The organism is Cohnella sp. GCM10012308, assembly GCF_042649185.1.
Taxonomy (GTDB): Bacteria; Bacillota; Bacilli; order Paenibacillales; family Paenibacillaceae; genus Cohnella.
The window spans coordinates 213,738-234,682 of the sequence record NZ_JBHRYU010000007.1 but is presented as its reverse complement, the minus strand read 5'-3'; the positions used below and the strand labels follow the sequence as shown (position 1 = coordinate 234,682).

Sequence of the window (20,945 nt, the reverse complement as noted above, 5' to 3'; positions counted from 1 at the left end):
TACCTTGCATTCTGATACTCCCGGGTTTTTGTCCCTCCGTGACGCCTGCCGTAACCGGCAGCGCGCGCCCTCCCTTGGACCAGACAGCCGGCCGAAGCCGCCCCGGAACCCTAGAGGACGAATCCAATACATATTAACGAACAACAGTTGAACTGTCAATGCGGTTTCAAAAAAGAGGAAGAACGAACGCTTCGCCGTCACTTTACTTGCGCTTTCCGCTGCGCGGAGGAAGACCTTCGGGCACGGGCTTTGGAGCCGCGATCGGAGTAACACTGACATTCCGCTCCAGTGTTGCGCCCGCTCGCCCTATAGCGTCCGGTTCGGACGTGCCCGCCGTCAGAGCAAGCACGCCATTTGTCGGCTTCCCGGTTCTCTCAGGCGGTGGTCCGCTCTCCAAAGCCGCAGCCTCCTCCGTTCCGCCGAATCTCCTTCGGGCTCCTCTTCCTCGCAGCCTTGCGCCTGCCAGTCGAATTCCGTGACGCAAAGAGGTCGATCCTGGCGCTGCCACGTATTCGGCATCCTCGTCCGGCGCAAGAATCAACCCGAGCTGATGATGCTCTCCGGCATACCTGGCCCGCTGCGCAAATTTCACGTTGCCGTCGCGATTCAGCACCTCGAGCTTCGTAAAAGCCGGCTGCAGCTGCAGCGCCGCATGCAACTCCTCCTTGCTGTGCACCCGGACGCCGTTCGCCTTGCTCACGGTCTCGCCCGCAGTCAAGCCCATCTCGAACGCCGGCGTGCCGGGAAGCACGGCGAGAATCACGACGCCTCTGCCGTCCTGCACATAAACAGGGTGATGCCCCCGCTCGCGCATTCTACCCCAGAACAGCAGAGCCTCGTGCAAAATGAAAGCCGCCAGGCCCGCCACGATCGTAAGCGGCTCCCAAAATGCCGCGCCAGCCGAAAGCGCCGCAATCGCCAGCCCATAAATGAGCAGGCCGCCTCCCATTTCCTTCGCTTTGACTTCGGGCCAACGCGTCGCCGTGCGATCCGTAAATCCGATCAGCACCGGGAATGCTGCCAGCGTCCATCCGGCGAAGGTAATGGCCGGTCCCCCATCCATGCCGAACAACGGCGTCCATGGCAGCGTTAGCCCGTGCGCGCCTGTGGCTGGCACAAGCCATAGCAGCGGCACCGGCCAGAGCCCGGACAGCGAATAGGCGCCGATCGGCTTGCCGCGCTTGCCCTCCAGAAACAGCGGCGTCGCATAACGCGAGCCCTGCAGCCGGACGAGAAGCGCTTCCGCAATATGCAGCAAGCCGGCCAGGAACAACAAGGACGGACCATCGATATCTTTTAACGCCTGCCAGACCCGGTTCACCGTATCGCCTCCGTCAGGCACGCCCGTCCATGACAGAATCGTCTGAACGACAGTCAGCGCGCCTGCCGCGTAAGCGAGACAAACGTATCGCAGCTTGAATAATGCGAGTACGAACGTCGCCACCCAGACGCATACGAGCGTCGAGGCGGTCAATTGCGCGCCTGCCGCAAACCCGAGCGCGGACAAGGCGATGCCTGCGACGAAACCCGCGACGATACGGGCGACAGTCATCGGCAGCGTGCCCCGCAGCCTCACATGAAACAGCCTTCGCTGCAGCACATTGCTCTGGCGCGAATGCCACCAGACCATAGCGAGCGCGATATATAAAAAAGGCGATAGGAACAGGACGCCGATACTCTCGCCCGCCAACCGCAACCAATCGATCGTCAGATCCAAGACGAATCCCGCCTTTCGTTTCCGCAATCCGTTATTTACGCCGACGATACGTATTCGACAGACGGAAGTTTAAATCCTGCCGGCCGGCCTGCTCCAGGCTTACAAATAGTGGAATCCCGTCGTCTTATAACTCCGTTTTCCCGTTTCAACGGTATCCCCTTCGCGCAGGAAATGTGTTGGCCTGGGGAACCGCAAACGCCTGCCTGCCGTGGCATTTATCGCAACTTTAACTGTGAAAATGGCAGACGGACCTGATCGAAGGGGATACCGTGTAAGTCGATCGCCTTGCGAATGATAAACTTTTAATCTGATCGAAGGGGATATCGCTTAAAGGCATCGCTCCGCTTCGCAGCGCGAATCATTGCCTCATGCTCTCGCTCTCGCTAATCTTCCTCTCCCTGATCTTCCCCTCCCTGATCGAAAGGGATACCGTTCAAACGTCGAAAAATGCGGCAGCCGCCCCAGGCTGCCCACGTAAAAGCGTGGACGATGCCTTGGGGCGGCTGTGCGCGAGGCTGCGATTCCTATTTGAGATACGGCGCCGGATTGACCGGCGTGCCGTCTTTGCGGACCTCGAAGTGCAGGTGGTAACCGGTAGCGGTGCCCGTCATGCCGACAAGACCGATTTTTTCGCCGCGCTTGACGGTCTCGCCCTTCTCGACCAGGATGCCGCCCGGCTTCAAGTGACCGTAAAGCGTCCAGAGGCCGCCGCCGTGGTTGATGATAATACAGTTGCCGTAGCCGCTCCAAGACTGGGCGACGATAACGGTGCCCGATTCGGCCGCGTAAACCGAAGTGCCCTCCGGAACGGCCATGTCCATTCCTGTGTGCAGCTTGTTCTTTTGTCCGGTCACAGGATGGGTCCGGTAGCCGAACGGCGACGACAAGCGGTATTCCCGCTTCAGCGGAAGGCCCAGCTTACCGCCGGTGTAGTAGGTTTTCAGCTGTTTTTTCTGCTCCAGCAGCTTCGAATACTTTTTGCCGAACTCCATCAGCGCGGCTTCGGCCTCTTCGCTGATATCCTCGGTTTCTTCGATCTTCTGGTTAATGCTCGCTACGAGCACTTCTTTTTCTTTTTCCTGATCCTGCAGCTCTGCCCTTTTGTCCGCCATGTCGCTGTACAGCTTCTTGACGGAAGCCAGGTCGACTTCGACCTGCGCTTTCTTGTCGGCTACAAGCGCCTTGTAGTTCTCGGTCTGCGACAGCACTTCTTTATCCTGCTCCATAATCGACTGCAGCGACTGGAAGCGGCCGACGAAGTCCGAGAAGCTCTTGGCGCTCAGCAGCACGTCCAGGTAGGAGACCGAGCCGTTCATGTAAATGAGCCGGATCCGCTCCTTAAGCTGCTCGTCCCGGCTTTGCCTGGAGGCCTCGGCGGATTGGAGCTCCGACGTCGTCTTCAGCAGCTTGGTTTCGGCGGAGTCAATCTTCGCCTGCGTATCGTCGAGCTGATCCGACGTCTGCTGAATTTGCGCGAGCAGCGTGTACATATCCGTCTTGGCGAGCACCTTTTTGTTCGTGAGATCCTCGTTCCGGCGCTCGGCCGCCTTCTTGCTTTCCGCAGCGGCGTTCATTTGGGCCTGGATCTCCTTGAGCTGCCGCTCGATCTTCTGCATCTGCGTCTCGGCATGGCTCTCATAAGGACGAACGAGGAATACCACGCCCAGCAGCATGACCAATACCGCGATCAATCTTTTATTCACCCATGTTCTCCTCCATCATCTGATCATGAACGGCAGGAACTACACCCTCAAATGCTTGCGAACCGAAACGACGCTGCCCCAGATGCCGATCAACGTGCCGAGCGCGACGAGCGTGCCGCCGACCAGCCAGCCTACCTTGTTTATATCGACGACCTCGATCATCATCAGGCCCACGTTGTAATGGGTCGAAGCGATTAATTCGGAATACCCGTACAGCAGCAATGCCGTCGTAATGCCAGAGCCAGCCAGGCCGATGACGACCCCTTCGATGAAAAACGGCCAGCGGATAAAATTGTTCGTGGCGCCGACGAGCTTCATGATGCCGATCTCTCTGCGGCGGGCCAGTATTGTCATCTTGATCGTCGTGGAGATGAGGAACATCGCCATGACCGCGAGCCCCGCGACGACGACCAGGCCGACATTGCGCACGGCGTTCGTGATGCGGAACAGTTTTTCGACATAGCCTTGTCCGTACTTGACGCTCAGGACCGGCTTGTCCGCGTCCGTCTCGTTAAAGGCCAGAATCTGCTTGGCGACGTAAGAAACCTGCTGAGCGTCGAACAGCTCGACTTCGAACGCATCCGGAAGCGGATTGGCATCCTTATAGCCGTCGAGCGCGCCTTTTACGTCCTCGTCCAGATCCTGACGCAGCTTTTCGAGCCCTTCCTCCTTGGAGACGAAGGTAACCTGCTTGACCTCAGCGATATTGCCGATTCGCGTCTTCAGCTCGTCGATCTTGGACTGGCCGATCTCCGACTGAAGATAGACGTTGACTTGGACCTGGCTGTCGAACTGGTCGGCCCACTGGTTCACGTTGAGCGCGAGGAGCATGAACACGCCAAGCACGAACAGCGACACGACGATCGAGCCGATCGAAGCGAATGACATCCAGCCGTTGCGGAAGACGTTCTTGACACCTTCGCGGATGTGGCGCACGAGGGTGCTAAACTTCATAGCCGTAATCCCCTCTCTGCTGGTCCCGCACGATGGTGCCCCGCTCGATCGCGATGACCCGTTTGCGAAGGGTGTTGACGATTTCTTTGTTGTGGGTGGCCATGACGATGGTGGTACCGCGGAAATTGATCTCTTCGAGCAGCTTCATGATCCCCCACGAGGTCTCGGGATCGAGGTTGCCGGTAGGCTCGTCCGCCACGATGACGGAGGGGCTGTTGACGATCGCTCTGGCGATCGCGACGCGCTGCTGCTCGCCGCCGGACAATTGGGCGGGCAGGCTGCTTGCCTTGTGCTTAAGTCCGACAAGCTCGAGCACTTCCATCGTGCGCCGGCGGATATGCCGCTTGGGCGATTCGACGACTTCCATCGCGAAGGCGACGTTATCGTACACGGATATTTTGGGGAGCAGGCGAAAATCCTGGAACACGACGCCGATATTGCGGCGAACGTAAGGAATCTTGCGTTGCTTGAGCTTGCCTATATTGAACCCGTTGACGGACAGCTGGCCCTTGGTCGGCACTTCCTCGCGATAAATCAGCTTCATGAACGTCGACTTGCCGGCGCCGGAAGGGCCGACGACATAGACGAACTCGTTGCGGTCGATCACGATGTTTATGCCTTGCAGGGCGGGCGTGCCGTCCGGATAGGTCTTCCATATGTCGTGCATTTCGATCACGCGATCACATCCTGTTTGCGTTGTTGGAGAGCCGGTGCATATATACGTTCAGGGAGACGCTTCCCGTCGAAAGGCTAAAGTTCCGCAGAATAAAGGTACTTCGACATCTTGCCGGTAAATCCTTTATTTGTCGAGCTTTATCTGGCTGCCGGACGCGGATTCGCGCCTCTTTCGGCACGCATTTTTGTCGATTTCCGTTATTTTGAGAAATTTTTAATCTGGAGGGAATCCTAAGGGACACATGCGTTTGCCGGAAGGAGGAAATCCGAAAAATGGACAGACGAATCGTCCGGATCTCGCTCGCCGCCCTTGCTCTGATCGTCGGCTTAAGCATGGGGACGGCGACCGCAAATCAGGCGCTAGCGGCAGAAGCGAAGTCGGAAGCGAAGTCGGGAGCGAAGTCGGGAACTAAGGCAGGATATAAGGCGGCGGCGGACGAGACGGCGGTGCATTCGAAAACCGGGGCGCGCAGAACTCGGTTGCTGCCGGAGGGCGTCTTTGTCGGCGGATTGGCGCTGGGAGGTATGAGTGCGGATGATGCGATCGCAACGGTGCGGGCGCGGATCGAAGCCGCGCTTGACGGGCGCGTGAAGCTGGTCGACGGACAGCTTGGGGACGCCGCTGCTGTACCGGGGGCGGCCGAGCTTGCGCCGACCTGGCGCGAGCTCGGGCTCAATCTGAACGCAGAGGAAGCGATAAGGGCAATCTCTCGCTATCGCGACGCAGGTTGGCTGAACCGCCGAACAGCCGAGCGGGCGGTGGCGAAGCGCTTCGTTATCGAGGCCGTTTGGGACGAAGAGATATTTGCGGAAAAAGCGGAAGCGCTGTGGGGGCGGCTCGCCGAAAAGCCGCCGGTCGACGCCGTCCGGTCGATCGACGAAAGCGACCGGGTCGTCTATTCGCCCGAAACGCCCGGCGAGACGCTCGACATCGCTTCGCTGCTGGCGGAATTCAAGAAGCATGCCCCGGCGGCGTTGGGCGAAGTGGCGCAATCGAAAAGCGGCCTGTTGCAAATCGAGCTGCGCATACCCGTCGTCTCCGTTAAACCCGAGATTACGACGGCATCGCTTCAGGCCCAAGGCATCGCGCGCAAGATCGCCGAGTTCACCACCTCCTTTACGGCAAGCGGGGAAGGCCGCGTCCATAACGTCAAGGCTACTGCCGATGCCTTGGACGGCACGGTGCTCATGCCGGGCGAAACGTTCGACTACGGCGCCGTCGTCGCCGAGGCGCGAAGGGTATACGGTTACCGGGAAGCGCCGGTCATCCTGAAGGGCAAGCTCGTGCCGGGTATCGGCGGCGGCATCTGCCAGGTCTCCAGCACGCTGTACAATGCCGTTCTGCGCGTCTCGAATATCGAGATCGTCGAGCGGCGCAACCACTCCCTCGCGGTAAACTACCTGCCGCAAGGCATGGATGCGACCTTCGCGGAGGGGTCGATCAACTTTCGCTTCCGCAACGAGACGGGCAAGCGGCTGCTGATCAAAGCCTCGGTTCGCGGCAAAAGGCTCACGGTGAAGCTGTTCGGCACGATGGCGGACAACGTCAGGTACGAACTGGAAACGGTCCGCGTGAAGGATCTGCCGCCCCGGACCGTCTACATGCAAGACGCGGACTTACCGGTCGGCATGACTCGACTGCTGCAGGCAGGAAAATCAGGCGCGGTCGTTGACACGTACCGCTTGAAATACGTGGACGGGCAGCTCGCCGCGCGCCGCAAGCTGAACCGTTCCGCCTATCGTGCGCAGGACGCGATCGTCGCCGTGCATCCCGCGGATCCGCGCGCGGGACAGCCCGTGCAGCCGCAGCCTCTGCCGCAAGGCAGAACGCCGGCGGAACCGATGTAAGGGCAGATTGAATATGCAACAAGGCCGCCGTGTATGTGCCTCCGGCGGCCTTGTTGCGTTTTAATTCGTCGCCCAGGAAGACAGGCGACAATCGCTATGCTGGCGCTCCGGCTCCACGCCGCAGGAATAAGCCAGCCGGTTGGTCAGATCGACGAGCGTGAGCCGGCAGCCGTGCTTCGCGCCCGTGTCGATCCCGATACGGTCCCGACCCAGCCATAGCTCGCCTGCCGGCGCGCCGAGCTTGAAGGTCGGCGTGTGGCCGAAGACGACCGTATACGGGAGCGGGCCGGCGTCCGCCCAGAACTCGCCGCGAATCTCGGTCAGGTCCGCGGCGCTCTGCTGGGCCGGCGGCAGTCCCGGACGGATGCCCGCATGGGCGAACAGGAAGCCCGCCTCCTGCCAGTACAAGGGCGTCTCGTTCAGGAAGCGCAGCTCCTCCGTATCCGCCGGCAGGCCTTCTCCCCGCGCGGAGGCGTCTAGCAGCCAACGCTCCATATTGCCGAGCACGGCGCGCGCGCCTTCCTTGACCAGCGCCATCGCTTCCTTAAGCGCGGACCAGCTCTCGCGCTCCCGGTTGATGAAGTCGCCCAGCAGATACAGGCGATCCCTGCCCGGCGCGTATTCGGCCATGCGCAGCAGCGAACGCATCGCCGCCGCTTGGCCGTGAATATCCGAGATGACAAGTATGCGGGTCATGTCGATTCTTCTACCTTTCGCTGCCGGCGTCAGCCGGGTACAAGTAGGTCTCGTCGACGGGAAAACGCAGCCAGCCGCGCGTGCCCGCCTTCAGAGGCTCATGATGGAATAAGGAAAGCATCTCGCCGGTTCCGGTCTCTGCCAGCACGCGCCAGCGATTGCCTTCGAAGGCGCTGTGCGCGATCCGGGCGGCCAGCCGGTTGAAGGCCAAAGCTGCGCGCGAGCCGGCCGCACCGGTCTCCGTGCCGGCGGCAACCTCTTCGGTCGGATGGGATGCCCGAGCATCCTCGGTCTCCCAGGCAGCCGCATCCGGGCGGAACAGCGCGATCGCCGGTCCGGCCGGACGGCGGGCGTTCCAATCGGATGCTGTCCGGCCTGCGACGAGCGCGCCGTCCAGACGGATGGCGGGTACCGCTTCGCCTTCGGCGATCGGCCCTGCGAGGCGGTTGCCCGCGCCGAGCAGCGAGGCGACGGACGCCGTCGCGGGCCGGCGATAGCAGGCCTCGGGACTGTCGATCTGGTCGATGCCGCCGCTGCGCATGATGACGAGCCGGTCCGCCATCGCGAACGCCTCTTCGGGATCGTGCGTCACATGGAACACGGTCGTCCCCAGCTTGCGCAGCAGATAGGACAGCTCCGTCCGCATCTCGATGCGAAGCCGCATGTCGAGATTGGACATCGGCTCGTCAAGCAGCAGCAGGTCCGGCTGCGTTGCCAGGGCGCGCGCGATCGCCACGCGCTGCTGTTGTCCGCCGGACAGCTGCGCGGGCAGGCGACCTTGGAACGGCTCCAAATGCAGCAGACGCAGCAGCTCCTCGACCTTGGCTCGAATGTCCGCGGACGCTGCCTTCTTTCTTTTCAACCCGTAAGAAATATTGTCGTAAACGCTCATATGCGGCCACAGCGCGTAGTCCTGGAACACCATGTTGATGCCCCGCTTCTCCGGCGGCACGAGCTTTGAAGCCGTGGACACGGCTTCGCCGCGCAGCCTCACTTCGCCGCCGTCGGGCTGCTGCAGGCCGGCGATGAGCTGCAGCAGCGTGGACTTGCCGCAGCCTGACGGTCCGAGCACGCTGATGATCTGCCCGCGGGAGACGCTGAAGTCGATGCCCCGAAGCGCAGGCTGGCCCGCGTAGGACTTGTGAAGCTGACGGATCTCTAAGATTGGATTCAACGGCTTGGCCTCCTTGCTTCCTTCGGTTTGAACAATCGCTCCATGAGGAGAATTAATGCGACGACAGCGGTCCCGCCGGTCAATGTCGCGGCGGCGGCGTAGCCGAAGTTCAGGTCCTCGAACGCCTTGTTGATGACGACGGGCAGCGTCATGAAATTAGGCGGGAACAGGATCGACGTCATCGCCAGGTCGAAGACGCTCGCCCCGAACGCCGCCAGCGCGGCGGAGAGCAGCGCGCCGCGCAGCAGCGGCAGCAGAATCGTGCGCACTCTGCGCGAGAACGAGGCGCCTTGCATTTGCGCCGCCGACAGCAGCCCCTGCGGCACCTTGGCCATCGCCCCCGTCACGATCCGGGTGATGACGGGAATGGCGCCCGCCACCCCGGCCAGTACGAGAATGGCCGGCTTGCCGTAGAGCAGCAGCCCGATGCGCTCTAGCCAAGCCTGGTTCCAGATAAAGATGTAACCGATGCCGAGCACGACGCCCGGAACCGCCAGCGAGATGAGCGAGATGACGTCGATCACCCGCTTAAGCTTGAATTTTGAATAAGTCAGCACGTAGGCGACGAGCAAGCCGACGAACAGACCGACGATGGCGGCGAACGCCGCGATCGAGAGCGAATGAAGCAGCGCGTCCGTCAACTGCCCGCCGTCCGCGAACAGCTCCCGGTAGTGGTCCAGCGTGAACGCCGAGCCGCCGGATTTGCCGGGACGGGTAACCGAAGTCAGCAAATTGGCGCCTAAGGGAATGCCCACAGCGCTGGCCAGCAGAAGAAAATTGCCTCCCGCCAGCAGCCAAGCGCCCTTGGCAGGCCGCTCGGCCTTGGCGCGCGTCGCCCGGCCGCCGAGGAAGTCGAAGCGCGCCCGGCGCAGCGCCCAGAATTGTACGCTCATCGCCAGTGCGATCAGCACCACGAGGTAGAAGGACAGCACGCCGGCCATATCGAACCGGATCGGAGAGGTGTACAGCGCCGAGTAGATCGAATATGGCAGCGTCGGAAAGCGGAAAACGGCCGCGATGGAAGCCGGCAGACCAAAATCGCCGACGGTGTCCATAAAGACGAGCAGCGCCCCCGAGCAGTAGGCGGGCAGCAGCAGCGGCGCCTCGATCGTCCGCCAGACGGTCCAGGCGCTGCCGCCGTTTAAGCGGCCGGCTTCGCCCAAGCGGTCCATTTTCCACTCCAGCGCGGAATAGACGGCCAGATAAGCGAACGGAAATTTGCTTAACGACATGACCGCAATCAAGCCCGCGGGCGTAAAGACGGCGTCATGCACCCAGTGCCAGCCGAACCAGGACGCGGCGAGTCCGTCCGACGAAGCGAACATGACCCAACCTTGCGCCAGGATGAAGGACGGCGTCACGATCAGCAGCCATACCGCGCCGTCGAGCAGCCGCGCGCCCGGGAACGACCAGCGGGATCGCGCGGTAGCGAGCGCCGCGCCGAGCACCGTGCCGAGCGCCGTCGTGCCGAGGCCGAGGACCAGCGTGTTTTTGAGCGATAAATACCAAAGCGGACGGCGAAACATCTCGCCTAGCAGAGAGAGGTCGCCGATCTGGCGGCTCCCGAAAAAAAAGCCGGGCAGCAGCACCTGAAGGACGACCGCGGCAAGCGGCAGCATGATCAACAAAACAAGAAGGGCCAGCACCAGCCAGCCCGTCCTGCTTCCGTGAGCGAAAATCGTAAAGCGCATTTTATTTCACCGAGCGATCGGCGAACCACTGCTTGATTTCCGCTTCATGCTCCGATGCCCACGTCGCGTCCGCTGCGACAAGCTTGGCGTTTTGCGCGCGGTCCGCCTTCATCGTCACACCGGTGGCGCTAGGCTGGAAGTAGCTCTCGTCGCCTTCGTCGATCAGCGCCTGCTGCGTCTTGGGATCGAGCAGGAACTCGACGAACGCCTTGGCCGCGTCCTGATGCGCGCTGTTCTTTTGGATCGCCGCTACGCGTACCGATGCCGGCGCGCCTTCTTCCGGCCAGACGATCTCGATCGGCTCGCCGTCGTTCTTGAGCGTGTACGCGTTGCTCTCTTGCAGCGCCGCGACCTTGATCTCGCCGCCCGTCAGCGCCTTGGCTACGTTCGGGTTTTTCGGATAGACGTGCGCGCCGTTTTTCAACACGCTGTCAAAGTACGCTTGGCCGCCTTCGATCCCTTTGTCCTGGAAGAACCACGACACGAACGGATAAGCAGGCGCCGCTACCGCTGGATCGGCCATGCCGACGGTTCCCTTGAACTTCGCGTCGGCGAGGTCCGCCCAGCTCTTCGGCGCGTCGGCCGCGCTGAACGCCTTCGTGTTGTACACGATCACGCCTGCGGCATGAGCGCCGGTCGGGTAGTACGCTTTATTCGCAGGTACGAATGCCTTGGCAAAGTCCGTCAAGCCCGCTGCGGCAGCCGGCTCCCAGCCTTCCAGAAGCTGTCCTGCCTTTCCAAGTCCTTCGATCGAAGGCATCGCGTCCATCCAGACGACGTCCCAGTGAGGGTTGCCTTTCTCGGCCTCGATGCGCGACATGATCTCCGCGCCGTTGCCGCTGACGATGTTGAGCTTGTAGCCGGTTTGCGCTTCGAACATCGGCTTGACGATCGTGTCGAAGTCGTTGAGGTAAACCATCAGCGTCTCGCCGTTGCCGGAAGCTGCCGATGCGCTCGCGCTTTCCGACGGCGAGGCCGATGCGCTCTCCGATGGCGACGCCGCTGCGGACGACGGTGCGGCAGAATCCGAAGCCGTGGCGGCCGCTGCACCCGAGTTGTTGTTATTGGCGTTGCCGCAGCCTGCTGCGGTCAAGGACAAGCCGATAAGCGCCAGTGCTGCGAGCTTGCGGTGCTGCATGAGATTCATAATTTCGATATCCCCCTCGTAATCGTTCGTGATACCTTCACTTTAAGGGGGCTTTGTCAGCATGGCGTAAAGCGGATAACAAATCGAAGTTAAATATCCTCTATATATATTGATAAAATCATAGATAAAATCTATATTTGCAGTAGCAGTCATTCGACGCAAAAGAGGGCGAACGTTCGATGAATCCCCAACAGCTCCGAATTTTCATGCAAGCCGCGGACGGACGCAGCCTGACGGAGGTCGCCTCCGCGCTCGGCTTAAAGCAGCCGACCGTCACCTTTCACATGCAGAAGCTTGAGCAGTCTGCCGGCCTATCGCTGTTCCGCAAGCAAGCCGGCCGCGTGCGCCTGACCGATGCAGGCGAGGCGCTGCTCCCTTATGCCGCCAAGATCTCGGCGCTGCTGGACGAGGCCTCGCAGCTGATGACCGACTACCGCGAGCAAGGCCGCGGCAGGCTGAAGATCGGGGCGAGCTATACGCCGGCCACCTACTTCCTGCCCGCCTATCTGGCGGAATTCCAGATGCAGTACCCGCTGGCGCTGCCGACGCTGACCGTCAAGCAGGCAGGAGACGCGCTCGCCCTGCTCGAGAGCTTCGAGGTCGACGTCGCCGTCGTCTCGCTGTCCGAGGAGCCTTATCCCGGACTCAACGTCATTCCGCTCGGCGAGGATCCGCTGACGCTGGCGTTTGCGCCCTTTCACCCGCTGGCCGCGGGCGAGATCGGGATCGAGGACCTGCAGGGACAGCCGTTCCTCGTGCACGAGGGCGGGTCGACCTCGCGCAGGCTGTCCGAACGATGGGCGGCGGAAAACGGCTTGAACTGGCAAATCCGGATGGAGCTCGGCGCGATCGAGACGATCAAGGAAGCGGTCAAGCACGGCATGGGGATCGGCATCCTGCCGCGGCGCAGCGCGCGCCGGGAGGAGCTGTCCGGCGAGCTCGTGCTGCGGGAGCTGCCCGGCAAGGTCAGCGTTCGCCGGATCTGCCTCGCCTACCGCAAAGAGGATGAACCGGTCCGCCAGGCGGCGGCTTTTATCGCTTTTATGCGGGCGAAGCTGGGGGTTTAGGGCGCGCATTGCCGGGTCAGCATTCTGGTGTTCGCTGCTTGTGTTCGCTGCTTGTGTTCGCTGCCTTGTGTTCGCTGCCTTGTGTTCGCTGCCTTGTGTTCGCTGCCTCGTGCTCATTGCCTAGCACAACGCTTTCGCCTTGTACGCTTCGTGCGCCTCATCGAACGATAAAAAAACCGGCCCCGATGGGGCCGGTCGTTTCGGCTGTAAACAGCGCGTTGCTCTGTTAGGGTGGCTTAACGGCTTTTCGCGTCGTATTCTTCGGTCCAAGCCTGCGTCTCTGCCAGCGCAGCCTCGGCGCGACCGATCGCGTCGCTCACCTGGTTCGCGGCGGTGCCGCCGTAGACGTTGCGCGCGGCGACGACCGTCTCCGGCTTCAGCGTCTCGTAGATCCGCTCGTCGAACAGCTCGGAGAACTGCTTGAACTCTTCGAGCGTCAGGTCGAGCAGGAACTTGTTCTGCTGGATGCAGTACAGCACCGTCTTGCCGATGACTTCGTGCGCCTGGCGGAACGGCAGCCCCTTGTTCACGAGGAAGTCGGCGATGTCGGTCGCGTTGGAGAAGTCCTGGTCGACGGCGCGGCGCATCTTGTCCTTGCGCACCTTCATCGTCGCGATCATCGGGGCGAACAGCTGGAGCGCGCCCTGCAGCGTCTTCACGGTATCGAACATGCCTTCCTTGTCTTCCTGCATGTCCTTGTTGTACGCGAGCGGGAGCGACTTCAGCACGGTCAGCAGACCGACGAGATTGCCGTATACGCGGCCCGTCTTGCCGCGCACGAGCTCGGGCACGTCGGGGTTTTTCTTCTGCGGCATGATGCTCGAGCCGGTGCAGAACGCATCGTCGAGCTCGACGAACTGGAACTCCGTGCTCGACCAGAGGATGAGCTCCTCGCTCAGGCGCGACAGATGCGTCATGATGAGCGAAGCGCCGGCCAGGAACTCGACGATGAAGTCGCGGTCGCTGACGGCATCGAGACTGTTTTCATAGACGCGGCCGAAGTTCAGCAGCTCCGCCGTGTACAGGCGGTCGATCGCGAACGTCGTGCCCGCGAGCGCACCAGCGCCGAGCGGCAGCGCGTCGATGCGCTTGTAGCTGTCCTGCAGGCGCTCGATATCGCGGCCGAACATAGACACGTACGCCATCAGATGATGGGCGAACAGGATCGGCTGCGCGCGCTGCAAATGCGTGTAGCCCGGCACGATCGTATCGAGGTTGGCTTTGGCCTGGCCGATCAGCGCCTCCTGCAGCTTGGACAGCAGGCCGACGAATTCGACGACGCGCTTGCGCAGGTACAGGTGCATATCGGTCGCCACCTGATCGTTGCGGCTGCGGCCGGTATGCAGCTTGCCGCCGACGGGGCCAATCTCCTCGATGAGCGCCTTCTCGATGTTCATGTGGATGTCTTCGTCCGCAATCAGGAACTCCTGCTCCCCGCTGCGAATGCGCTGCTGCACCTTCAGCAGGCCAGCCTTGATCGTCTCGACGTCCTCCTGCGGCAGGATGCCGCAGCGTCCCAGCATCGTTACGTGCGCAAGGCTGCCCTGGATATCCTCCTCGGCCAGCTCCTTGTCGAACGTTATCGACGCCGTGTATTCCTCTACCAGCTGGTCGGTCTTCTTCGTGAACCGGCCGCCCCACAGCTTACTCATGACGCTAGTTAGCCCCTCTCTAAAATTCCATGCTGCCCTCTTCGCCGACAGAGCCGGCTATGCCACACGTAGCGCTGCTTCCATGACCCGCGGCAGTAAGGCCTCGCTACCCACTACAATCTGTGCGCCATGTGCGAATAACTGCAAATATGCATCTAATTGAGCGCCGCAACGGTCCATATTGCCGATTAACTGCAAATGTGCAGTTATTTCGCTAATTTCACAGCAAACACACCGATATCCGGCCAAATAACTGCATATTTGCATCTATTCATTCTGCGGCTTAAAAAAGGGAACGAGATAACTGCAGAAATGCAGTTATCTCCGTTGTGTTGCAAGTGTTGCAAGTGTTGCAGGTGTTGCAGGTGTTGCAGGTGTTGCAGGTGTTGCAGGTGTTGCAGGTGTTGCAGGTGTTGCAGGTGTTGCAGGTGTTGCAGGTGTTGCAGGTGTTGCAGGTGTTGCAGGTGTTGCAGGTGTTGCAAGTTGCAAGCGGCCGAACCGCTTTTCAGCAAATAATCTTAAACGCCGGAAGCGCCGTTCACGCCGGACGATACTTTGAGGCGCAGCGCGTTCAGGCGGATGAAGCCGGTCGCGTCGCCTTGGTCGTACGCTTGGGTCGGGTCGGCTTCCATCGTGGCGATGTGCGGGTTGTACAGGCTGACCGGGCTCTTGAGGCCGGCTGCCAGAATGTTGCCCTTGTACAGCTTGAGGCGCACGGTGCCGGTCACGTTCTTTTGGCTCTCGTTCACGAGCGCTTGGATCGCCAGACGCTCAGGCGCGAACCAGAAGCCGTTGTACACGAGTGTGCTGTACTTCGAGATCAGCGAGTCGCGCAGGTGCATGACATCGCGGTCCATCGTGAGCGACTCCATCTTGCGGTGCGCGGTGAAAAGGATGCTGCCGCCCGGCGTCTCGTATACGCCGCGGGACTTCATGCCGACGAAGCGGTTTTCGACCATGTCGACGCGGCCGATGCCGTGTTTGCCGCCGAGCTCGTTCAGCTTGTTCATCACTTCGAGCGGGGACAGTTGCTCGCCGTTCACAGCGACGACGTTGCCCGCTTCAAAATCGAGCTCGACATACTCAGCTTGATCCGGCGCCTTCTCCGGCGATACGCTCAGTACGTACATATCTTGCACGTCGTCCGCGCTGGAGTCGAACCACGGATCCTCGAGCATGCCGCTCTCGAAGGAGATGTGCAGCAGGTTGCGGTCCATCGAATACGGCTTGGCGGCGGACGCCTGCACGTTGATGCCGTGCTTCTCGGCGTAGGCGATCATCTCGGCGCGGCCGGGGAACGCTTCGCGGAACGCCTCGTCGCGCCACGGCGCGATGACCTTGATGTCGGGCGCGAGCGCGGCCGCGGTCAGCTCGAAGCGGACCTGGTCGTTGCCCTTGCCGGTCGCGCCGTGCGCGATGGCGGTGGCGCCTTCTGCGCGGGCGATCTCGACCATGCGCTTCGCGATCAGCGGACGCGCGATCGAGGTGCCGAGCAGATATTGACCTTCATAGAGCGCGCCGGCCTGGAACATCGGGTAGATGAAGTCCTTGGCGAACTCGTCCTGCAGGTCGTCGATGTACACCTTGGAGGCGCCGGTCTTGATCGCTTTTTCCTCCAGGCCGTCCAGCTCTTCCTTCTGGCCGATGTCGGCCGTGAAGGCGATGATCTCTGCGTCGTACGTCTCCTTCAGCCACGTGAGGATGACGGAGGTATCCAGGCCGCCGGAGTAGGCGAGCACGATTTTTTCTTTTGCCATGGTGGGAATAAACGCTCCTCTATTGTAAAAATGGATGCGGCGCGTCGGCCGGTTGTTACATAATGGCGGCCATGACGGCCTTCTGCGCGTGCAGGCGGTTCTCCGCTTCGTCGAAGATGATGGAGTGCGGGCCGTCGATGACGCCCTCGCTCACTTCCTCGCCGCGGTGGGCCGGCAGGCAGTGCATGAACAGGTAGTCGGACTTGGCATGCTTGGCAAGTTCTTCGTTGACCTGGTAATTCTTGAACGCGCGCTCGCGTTCCTTCTGCTCAGCCTCGAAGCCCATGCTCGCCCACACGTCGGTGTAGATGATGTCGGCACCCTCGACCGCCTCGCGCGCGTCGCGCACGATGTCGACCCGGGAGCCGGACTGCGCCGCGTACTCGCGTGCCAGCTTGACCTGTTCCGCATCCGGATCGTAGCCTTCCGGAGAAGCGCTGGCAAAGTGAATGCCAAGCTTGCTGGCGCCGATCATGAGCGAGTGCACCATATTGTTGCCGTCGCCGATGTAGGCGACCTTGAGGCCTTCAAGCTTGCCCTTGTGCTCGAGGATCGTCTGATAATCGGCGAGCGCCTGGCAAGGATGCGACTGGTCGGACAGCGCGTTGATGACCGGAATGGTCGCGCCGCGGGCCAGCTCGACCACGTTGCGGTGGCCGAACGTACGGATAATGATGCCGTCCAGGTAACGCGACAGCGTCTGAGCCGTATCGCGGATCGTCTCGCCGCGGCCCATCTGGATGTCGTTTTTGCTCAGGAACAGGCCGTGGCCGCCGAGCTGGAACATGCCGACTTCGAACGATACGCGCGTGCGAGTGGAAGATTTTTCGAAAATCATGCCGAGCGTCTTGCCTTTGAGCGGTTGATAGACTTCGCCGGACTTCTGCTTGCGCTTCAGATCGATGGCGAGGTCTAACAGGTAACGGATCTCGTCAGGCTGGTAATCGACGAGCCCCAGGAAATCCCGCCCCTTGAGGCCTTGGGCGAGTTCTTCGGCGTTTGCGGCCGGGTTAGGCATGGCGATACCTCCTTGGTTAAGTACAGGGGCTGCGGCCCCGGAAATGTTAGATGCGGAGCCGATATGGCGCGAGCGTTAGATGCGGACCCGATATAGCGCGAGCGTTAGATGCGGACCCGATATAGCGCGAGCGTTAGATGCGGACCCGATATAGCGCGAGCGTTCGTCTGGAGCGAGCGTCCGTGCGCCCTCCTGGGAAAGGCGAAAGCGCCCGGATGCCGAAGGACTAAGCGCGCGATCGACGACCCAGTTGCGCCATGGGCGACAATACCTGCATTTATGCAGGTATTTTATCCCGAGCTGCGCCTTGGATGACGATACCTGCATTTATGCAGGTATTTTCACCCCTGCGTCGATCGGGAGCCGCTCTGCGTGAGATTAACTGTATATTTGCAGGTATTTGACCAGAGAGGCCGTTTTCTTAAGCAAAAAGCTGCATATTTGCAGGTATTGTTCCACTCCGGCTTGCCCCTTAGCGCAAGGCTTAAACTGTTGATAGCGCGATCGGCACCGGAGATAGGCAGCCTGCGCATACGGACGCTGTCCGCCACCAGCGCTCGCTTAATTGGACGCTTTGGCCGCAGCGGCTTCGGTCAGGACGGCGGCGATCAGCTCGACCGCGCGGTCGATGTCCTCGCGGGACACGAGCAGGCTCGGCAGCAGGCGGATGACCGTCGGTCCCGCCGAGACGACGAGCAGGCCGCGCTTGTGCAGCTCGCCGATCCAATCGGCGACCGGCTCGGTGCATTGGATGCCGATGAGCAATCCGCGGCCGCGGATCTCGGTGACGACCGGCAGATCCAGCAGCTTCTCGCTCAGCTTGGCGACCAGGTACTCGCCAGAAGCGGCTGCACGTGCCGGCGCGTCCTGCTTCAGGATCGATTCGACCGTGGCGGCCACGACCGTCGAGGCGATCGGCGTGCCGCCGAACGTCGTCGCGTGCGAGCCGGCCGTAAAGGCCGGGATCAGCTTTTCCTTACCAAGCATCGCGCCGACCGGGAAGCCGCTGCCGATGCCCTTGGCGAGCGTGAAGATATCCGGCTCCACATCGTAGTGCTGATGCGCGAACAGCTTGCCCGTACGGCCCATGCCCGTCTGGACTTCGTCCAGGATGAGCAGCAGGCCGTGGCGGTCGCACAGCTCGCGGACGCCGCGCAGGAACTCGGGCTCGACGACGATGACACCGCCTTCGGCCTGAACGAGCTCCAGCATGATCGCGGCCGTGCGGTCTGTGATCGCCGCTTCCAGCGCCGGCAGATCGTGCAGTGGCACATGGACGAAGCCCTCGGGCAGCGGCAGGAAGCCTTCCTTGACCTTGTCCTGGCCGGTTGCGGTCAGCGTCGCCAGCGTACGGCCGTGGAACGACTGCGTAAACGTGATCACTTCATAGCGGTCCGTGCCCAGCACCTTCTGGTGATAACGGCGGGCCAGCTTGATCGCGGCCTCGTTCGCTTCGGCGCCGCTGTTGCAGAAGAACACGGCGTCGGCGCAGCTGTTGTCGGTCAGCAGCTTGGCGGCTTTTTCCTGGAACGGGTTCTCGAAAAGGTTGGATGCATGCCACAGCTCCCCGAGCTGCGCCACGAGCGCATCCTTCACCTCGTCCGGCACATGGCCCAGGTTGGTGACGGCCAGACCGCCCATAAAGTCGAGATACTCCTTGCCTTGATCGTCCCACAGACGGCTGCCTTTGCCCTTGACGATCGCGATCGGATAGCGCCCGTAGGTCGGGAATAAGCTGCTCATGTTTTCCACTCCTTTAATAATTCGTTCGCGGGGGATCGGTTCGTCCTCCGCCGTTAATCGTCAACTCCGTACGATGCGGGTGCCGAGGTTGCCCTCGTTCACTGCACGGCTCAGCACTTGCGGAGCCGCGCCGTCGACGATCAGCACCTCGCGCACGTCGCCGGTGAGGCAGGCCATCGCCGCCCGCACCTTCGGGATCATGCCGCCGTAAATCTCGCCGCTCGCGATCATCTCTTCGATCTGCGCGAAGGTGACCTGCGGCAGCACTTGCTTCTCGCCGTCCACCGTCCGCATGATGCCAGGTACGTCGGTCACGACGATCATCGTGGCGACGCCCAGATGCGAGGCGACGGCGCCTGCGGCCGTGTCCGCGTTGATGTTGTAGCGCTGGCCGGCCGCATCGATGCCGATCGGCGCGATGACGGGCAGATAGCCGAGCGCCACGATGCCCTGGATCAGCCCGGCGTTGACGCCGGTCACGTCGCCGACAAGGCCGACGACGTCCGCGTTCGTCACGGGCCGCGCCTCGATGAGCCGCCCGTCGGTGCCCGACAGGCCGAGCGCCTTCGCGCCGCTCTGCTGCAGCCGCCGCACGATCTGCTTGTTGATGCGGCCGGCGAGCACCATCTCGACGACCTCGAGCGTCGGCTCGTCGGTCACGCGCAGGCCGCCTTCGAAGCGGCTCTCGATGCCGAGCCGGCCGAGCGTCTCGTTAATCGCCGGGCCGCCGCCGTGCACGATGACCGGCTGCGCTCCGCTCTCCTGCAGGTCGCGCAGATCCTCGAAAAACGCGTCCGGCAGTGCGGCGAGCGTGCTGCCGCCGCATTTCATGACGAATGCCATCTTTGTCGTCGCCCCCTTAAGTCCGGTAAGCGGCGTTGATCCGCACGTAATCGTAGGTCAGGTCGCAGCCCCAAGCGAGCGCCTTGCCGCTGCCCATATGCAGGTCGACGCGGATCGCAACCGTATCGCCCTTGAGGTAGACAAGCGCCGCGTCCTCGTCGAACGCGATCGGGCGGGACTGCTCCAGCACGAGGATGTCGCCGAGCCGCACGTCGACCGTATTGACGTTGAGCGGTACGCCTGCGCGGCCTGCCGCCGCGATGATGCGGCCCCAGTTGGCGTCCGCGCCGAACGCCGCCGACTTGACCAGGCTTGAGCCGATGATCGTCTTGGCGATCGCCTGCGCGTCCGCGTCGCTCGCGGCGCCAGAGACGGTCGTCTCGATCAGCTTGGTCGCGCCTTCGCCGTCGCGCGCGATCGCCTTGGCCAGCTCTTCGCACACATAGCGCAGCCCTTCGGCGAACGCCGACCAGTCCGGATGTGCCGGCGTCAGCTCGGCATTGCCTGCGAGGCCGTTGGCCATCGCGACGAGCATGTCGTTGGTGCTGGTATCGCCGTCGACGGTGATCATGTTAAACGTCAGGTTCGTGATGTCGCGCAGCAGCGTCTGCAGCGCCGCAGCGCCGATAGCGGCGTCCGTCGTGACGAAGCCGAGCATCGTCGCCATGTTCGGGTGGATCATGCCGGAGCCTTTGGCCGCGCCGGCGATCGTGACTTCCTTGCCGTCCACGACGACGCGGACGCAGGCTGTCTTCTTGACCAGGTCGGTCGTCAGAATCGCCTGGCAAAAATCGTCCGAGCCCGCCGCGTCGCCCTTGAGGCGCTCAGGCAGCCGCTCGATGCCCGCGCTCACGCGGTCCATCTTGAGCGGCTCGCCGATGACGCCGGTCGAGGCGACGGCGACCTGATGCTTCGCCACGCCGAGCGCCTCGGCGATCTGCGCGCGCATCGCGTACGCGTCGGCTTCGCCCTGGGCGCCGGTGCAGGCGTTGGCGTTGCCGCTATTGACGAGTACCGCGGTCAGCAGGCCTTCTTCCGCCAGGCTCTCGCGCGTCACCTGCAGCGGTGCCGCCTGAAATAAATTGGTCGTATACACCGCCGCAGCCGATGCCGGCACCTCGCTGACGATCGCGCCGAGATCGTGACGCTCCGTTTTTTTCAGACCGCAGTGCAGTCCGCCCGCCTTGAAGCCCTTGGGCGTCGTCACGCCGCCGTCCGGCACGATGAGATAGCTCTTCCCCATGTCGCTCCCGTTCCCCC

The 20,945-nt window shown here is 62.0% G+C and carries 16 protein-coding genes and 1 riboswitch; of the genes, 2 read left to right on the top strand and 14 right to left on the bottom strand.

Annotated features, from left to right (window positions below; translation table 11 throughout):
- Positions 1 to 15 precede the first annotated feature (15 nt).
- Positions 16 to 125, bottom strand: a riboswitch (guanidine-I (ykkC/yxkD leader).
- A gap of 77 nt (positions 126 to 202) precedes the next feature.
- The 4 genes from ACFOTD_RS11545 to ftsE all read right to left on the bottom strand — a co-directional run bounded on the left by ACFOTD_RS11545 (position 203) and on the right by ftsE (position 5,050).
- Entirely contained in the window at positions 203 to 1,717 is a 1,515-nt protein-coding gene (locus ACFOTD_RS11545; protein ID WP_378118766.1) for a serine protease, read from the bottom strand.
- Between the two features lie 524 nt (positions 1,718 to 2,241).
- Positions 2,242 to 3,420, bottom strand: coding sequence for a murein hydrolase activator EnvC family protein (locus ACFOTD_RS11540; RefSeq protein ID WP_378118764.1), 1,179 nt, complete (start codon positions 3,418 to 3,420; stop codon positions 2,242 to 2,244).
- 39 nt (positions 3,421 to 3,459) lie between these two features.
- A complete protein-coding gene (gene ftsX, locus ACFOTD_RS11535) occupies positions 3,460 to 4,374 on the bottom strand; it encodes a permease-like cell division protein FtsX (RefSeq protein ID WP_378118762.1) in 915 nt (304 codons plus the stop codon).
- Positions 4,364 to 5,050: a cell division ATP-binding protein FtsE gene (ftsE, locus tag ACFOTD_RS11530; protein WP_378118760.1), complete on the bottom strand. Its 687-nt coding sequence runs from the start codon at positions 5,048 to 5,050 to the stop codon at positions 4,364 to 4,366. Before ftsE ends, ftsX begins: the two co-directional genes overlap by 11 nt.
- 272 nt (positions 5,051 to 5,322) lie before the next feature.
- Here ftsE and ACFOTD_RS11525 point away from each other — a divergent pair, with 272 nt between their 5' ends.
- Positions 5,323 to 6,897, top strand: coding sequence for a VanW family protein (locus tag ACFOTD_RS11525; RefSeq protein ID WP_378118758.1), 1,575 nt, complete (start codon positions 5,323 to 5,325; stop codon positions 6,895 to 6,897).
- 60 nt (positions 6,898 to 6,957) lie between these two features.
- Here ACFOTD_RS11525 and ACFOTD_RS11520 read toward each other — a convergent pair whose 3' ends face one another.
- Genes ACFOTD_RS11520 through ACFOTD_RS11505 form a run of 4 tightly spaced genes read right to left on the bottom strand, consistent with a single transcriptional unit; the run spans position 6,958 to position 11,605 of the window.
- A complete protein-coding gene (locus tag ACFOTD_RS11520; protein WP_378118756.1) occupies positions 6,958 to 7,593 on the bottom strand; it encodes a metallophosphoesterase family protein in 636 nt (211 codons plus the stop codon).
- Positions 7,594 to 7,603: 10 nt separating this feature from the next.
- Complete coding sequence (locus tag ACFOTD_RS11515) at positions 7,604 to 8,767, bottom strand: ABC transporter ATP-binding protein (RefSeq protein ID WP_378118754.1); 1,164 nt, start codon at positions 8,765 to 8,767, stop codon at positions 7,604 to 7,606.
- Positions 8,764 to 10,458: an ABC transporter permease gene (locus ACFOTD_RS11510; RefSeq protein WP_378118752.1), complete on the bottom strand. Its 1,695-nt coding sequence runs from the start codon at positions 10,456 to 10,458 to the stop codon at positions 8,764 to 8,766. Before ACFOTD_RS11510 ends, ACFOTD_RS11515 begins: the two co-directional genes overlap by 4 nt.
- A gap of 1 nt (position 10,459) precedes the next feature.
- Positions 10,460 to 11,605 (bottom strand): extracellular solute-binding protein, encoded by a 1,146-nt coding sequence (locus ACFOTD_RS11505; RefSeq protein WP_378118750.1) that lies wholly within the window; start codon positions 11,603 to 11,605, stop codon positions 10,460 to 10,462.
- A 179-nt stretch (positions 11,606 to 11,784) separates the two neighbouring features.
- Between ACFOTD_RS11505 and ACFOTD_RS11500 the strand changes: the two genes are divergently transcribed.
- Complete coding sequence (locus tag ACFOTD_RS11500; protein WP_378118748.1) at positions 11,785 to 12,672, top strand: LysR substrate-binding domain-containing protein; 888 nt, start codon at positions 11,785 to 11,787, stop codon at positions 12,670 to 12,672.
- Positions 12,673 to 12,908: 236 nt separating this feature from the next.
- Here ACFOTD_RS11500 and argH read toward each other — a convergent pair whose 3' ends face one another.
- From argH to argJ, 6 genes are all read right to left on the bottom strand, one after another.
- Positions 12,909 to 14,324 carry an argininosuccinate lyase gene (gene argH, locus ACFOTD_RS11495; protein ID WP_378118746.1) on the bottom strand — a complete coding sequence of 472 codons (1,416 nt, stop codon included), beginning with the start codon at positions 14,322 to 14,324 and terminating at the stop codon, positions 12,909 to 12,911.
- A 518-nt stretch (positions 14,325 to 14,842) separates the two neighbouring features.
- Complete coding sequence (locus ACFOTD_RS11490) at positions 14,843 to 16,081, bottom strand: argininosuccinate synthase (RefSeq protein ID WP_378118744.1); 1,239 nt, start codon at positions 16,079 to 16,081, stop codon at positions 14,843 to 14,845.
- A 55-nt stretch (positions 16,082 to 16,136) separates the two neighbouring features.
- The gene (gene argF, locus ACFOTD_RS11485; protein WP_378118743.1) at positions 16,137 to 17,099 is read right to left on the bottom strand and encodes an ornithine carbamoyltransferase; all 963 of its coding nucleotides are present in this window, start codon (positions 17,097 to 17,099) and stop codon (positions 16,137 to 16,139) included.
- Between the two features lie 561 nt (positions 17,100 to 17,660).
- Positions 17,661 to 18,842 (bottom strand): acetylornithine transaminase, encoded by a 1,182-nt coding sequence (locus tag ACFOTD_RS11480; protein WP_378118741.1) that lies wholly within the window; start codon positions 18,840 to 18,842, stop codon positions 17,661 to 17,663.
- Positions 18,843 to 18,902: 60 nt separating this feature from the next.
- Positions 18,903 to 19,685 carry an acetylglutamate kinase gene (gene argB, locus ACFOTD_RS11475; protein WP_378118739.1) on the bottom strand — a complete coding sequence of 261 codons (783 nt, stop codon included), beginning with the start codon at positions 19,683 to 19,685 and terminating at the stop codon, positions 18,903 to 18,905.
- 16 nt (positions 19,686 to 19,701) lie between these two features.
- On the bottom strand, positions 19,702 to 20,928 hold the full coding sequence (gene argJ, locus ACFOTD_RS11470; protein ID WP_378118737.1) for a bifunctional ornithine acetyltransferase/N-acetylglutamate synthase: 1,227 nt from the start codon (positions 20,926 to 20,928) through the stop codon (positions 19,702 to 19,704).
- Positions 20,929 to 20,945 lie beyond the last annotated feature (17 nt).

What these genes read in the sequence shown, in the direction of transcription:
- ACFOTD_RS11510 (WP_378118752.1), bottom strand. Translation starts at nt 10,458, where the DNA reads ATGCGCTTTACGATTTTCGCTCACGGAAGCAGGACGGGCTGGCTGGTG.
- argH (WP_378118746.1), bottom strand. Translation starts at nt 14,324, where the DNA reads ATGAGTAAGCTGTGGGGCGGCCGGTTCACGAAGAAGACCGACCAGCTG.
- argF (WP_378118743.1), bottom strand. Translation starts at nt 17,099, where the DNA reads ATGCCTAACCCGGCCGCAAACGCCGAAGAACTCGCCCAAGGCCTCAAG.
- ACFOTD_RS11490 (WP_378118744.1), bottom strand. Translation starts at nt 16,081, where the DNA reads ATGGCAAAAGAAAAAATCGTGCTCGCCTACTCCGGCGGCCTGGATACC.
- ACFOTD_RS11520 (WP_378118756.1), bottom strand. Translation starts at nt 7,593, where the DNA reads ATGACCCGCATACTTGTCATCTCGGATATTCACGGCCAAGCGGCGGCG.
- ACFOTD_RS11480 (WP_378118741.1), bottom strand. Translation starts at nt 18,842, where the DNA reads ATGAGCAGCTTATTCCCGACCTACGGGCGCTATCCGATCGCGATCGTC.
- ACFOTD_RS11525 (WP_378118758.1), top strand. Translation starts at nt 5,323, where the DNA reads ATGGACAGACGAATCGTCCGGATCTCGCTCGCCGCCCTTGCTCTGATC.
- ACFOTD_RS11500 (WP_378118748.1), top strand. Translation starts at nt 11,785, where the DNA reads ATGAATCCCCAACAGCTCCGAATTTTCATGCAAGCCGCGGACGGACGC.
- argB (WP_378118739.1), bottom strand. Translation starts at nt 19,685, where the DNA reads ATGGCATTCGTCATGAAATGCGGCGGCAGCACGCTCGCCGCACTGCCG.
- ACFOTD_RS11505 (WP_378118750.1), bottom strand. Translation starts at nt 11,605, where the DNA reads ATGAATCTCATGCAGCACCGCAAGCTCGCAGCACTGGCGCTTATCGGC.
- argJ (WP_378118737.1), bottom strand. Translation starts at nt 20,928, where the DNA reads ATGGGGAAGAGCTATCTCATCGTGCCGGACGGCGGCGTGACGACGCCC.
- ftsX (WP_378118762.1), bottom strand. Translation starts at nt 4,374, where the DNA reads ATGAAGTTTAGCACCCTCGTGCGCCACATCCGCGAAGGTGTCAAGAAC.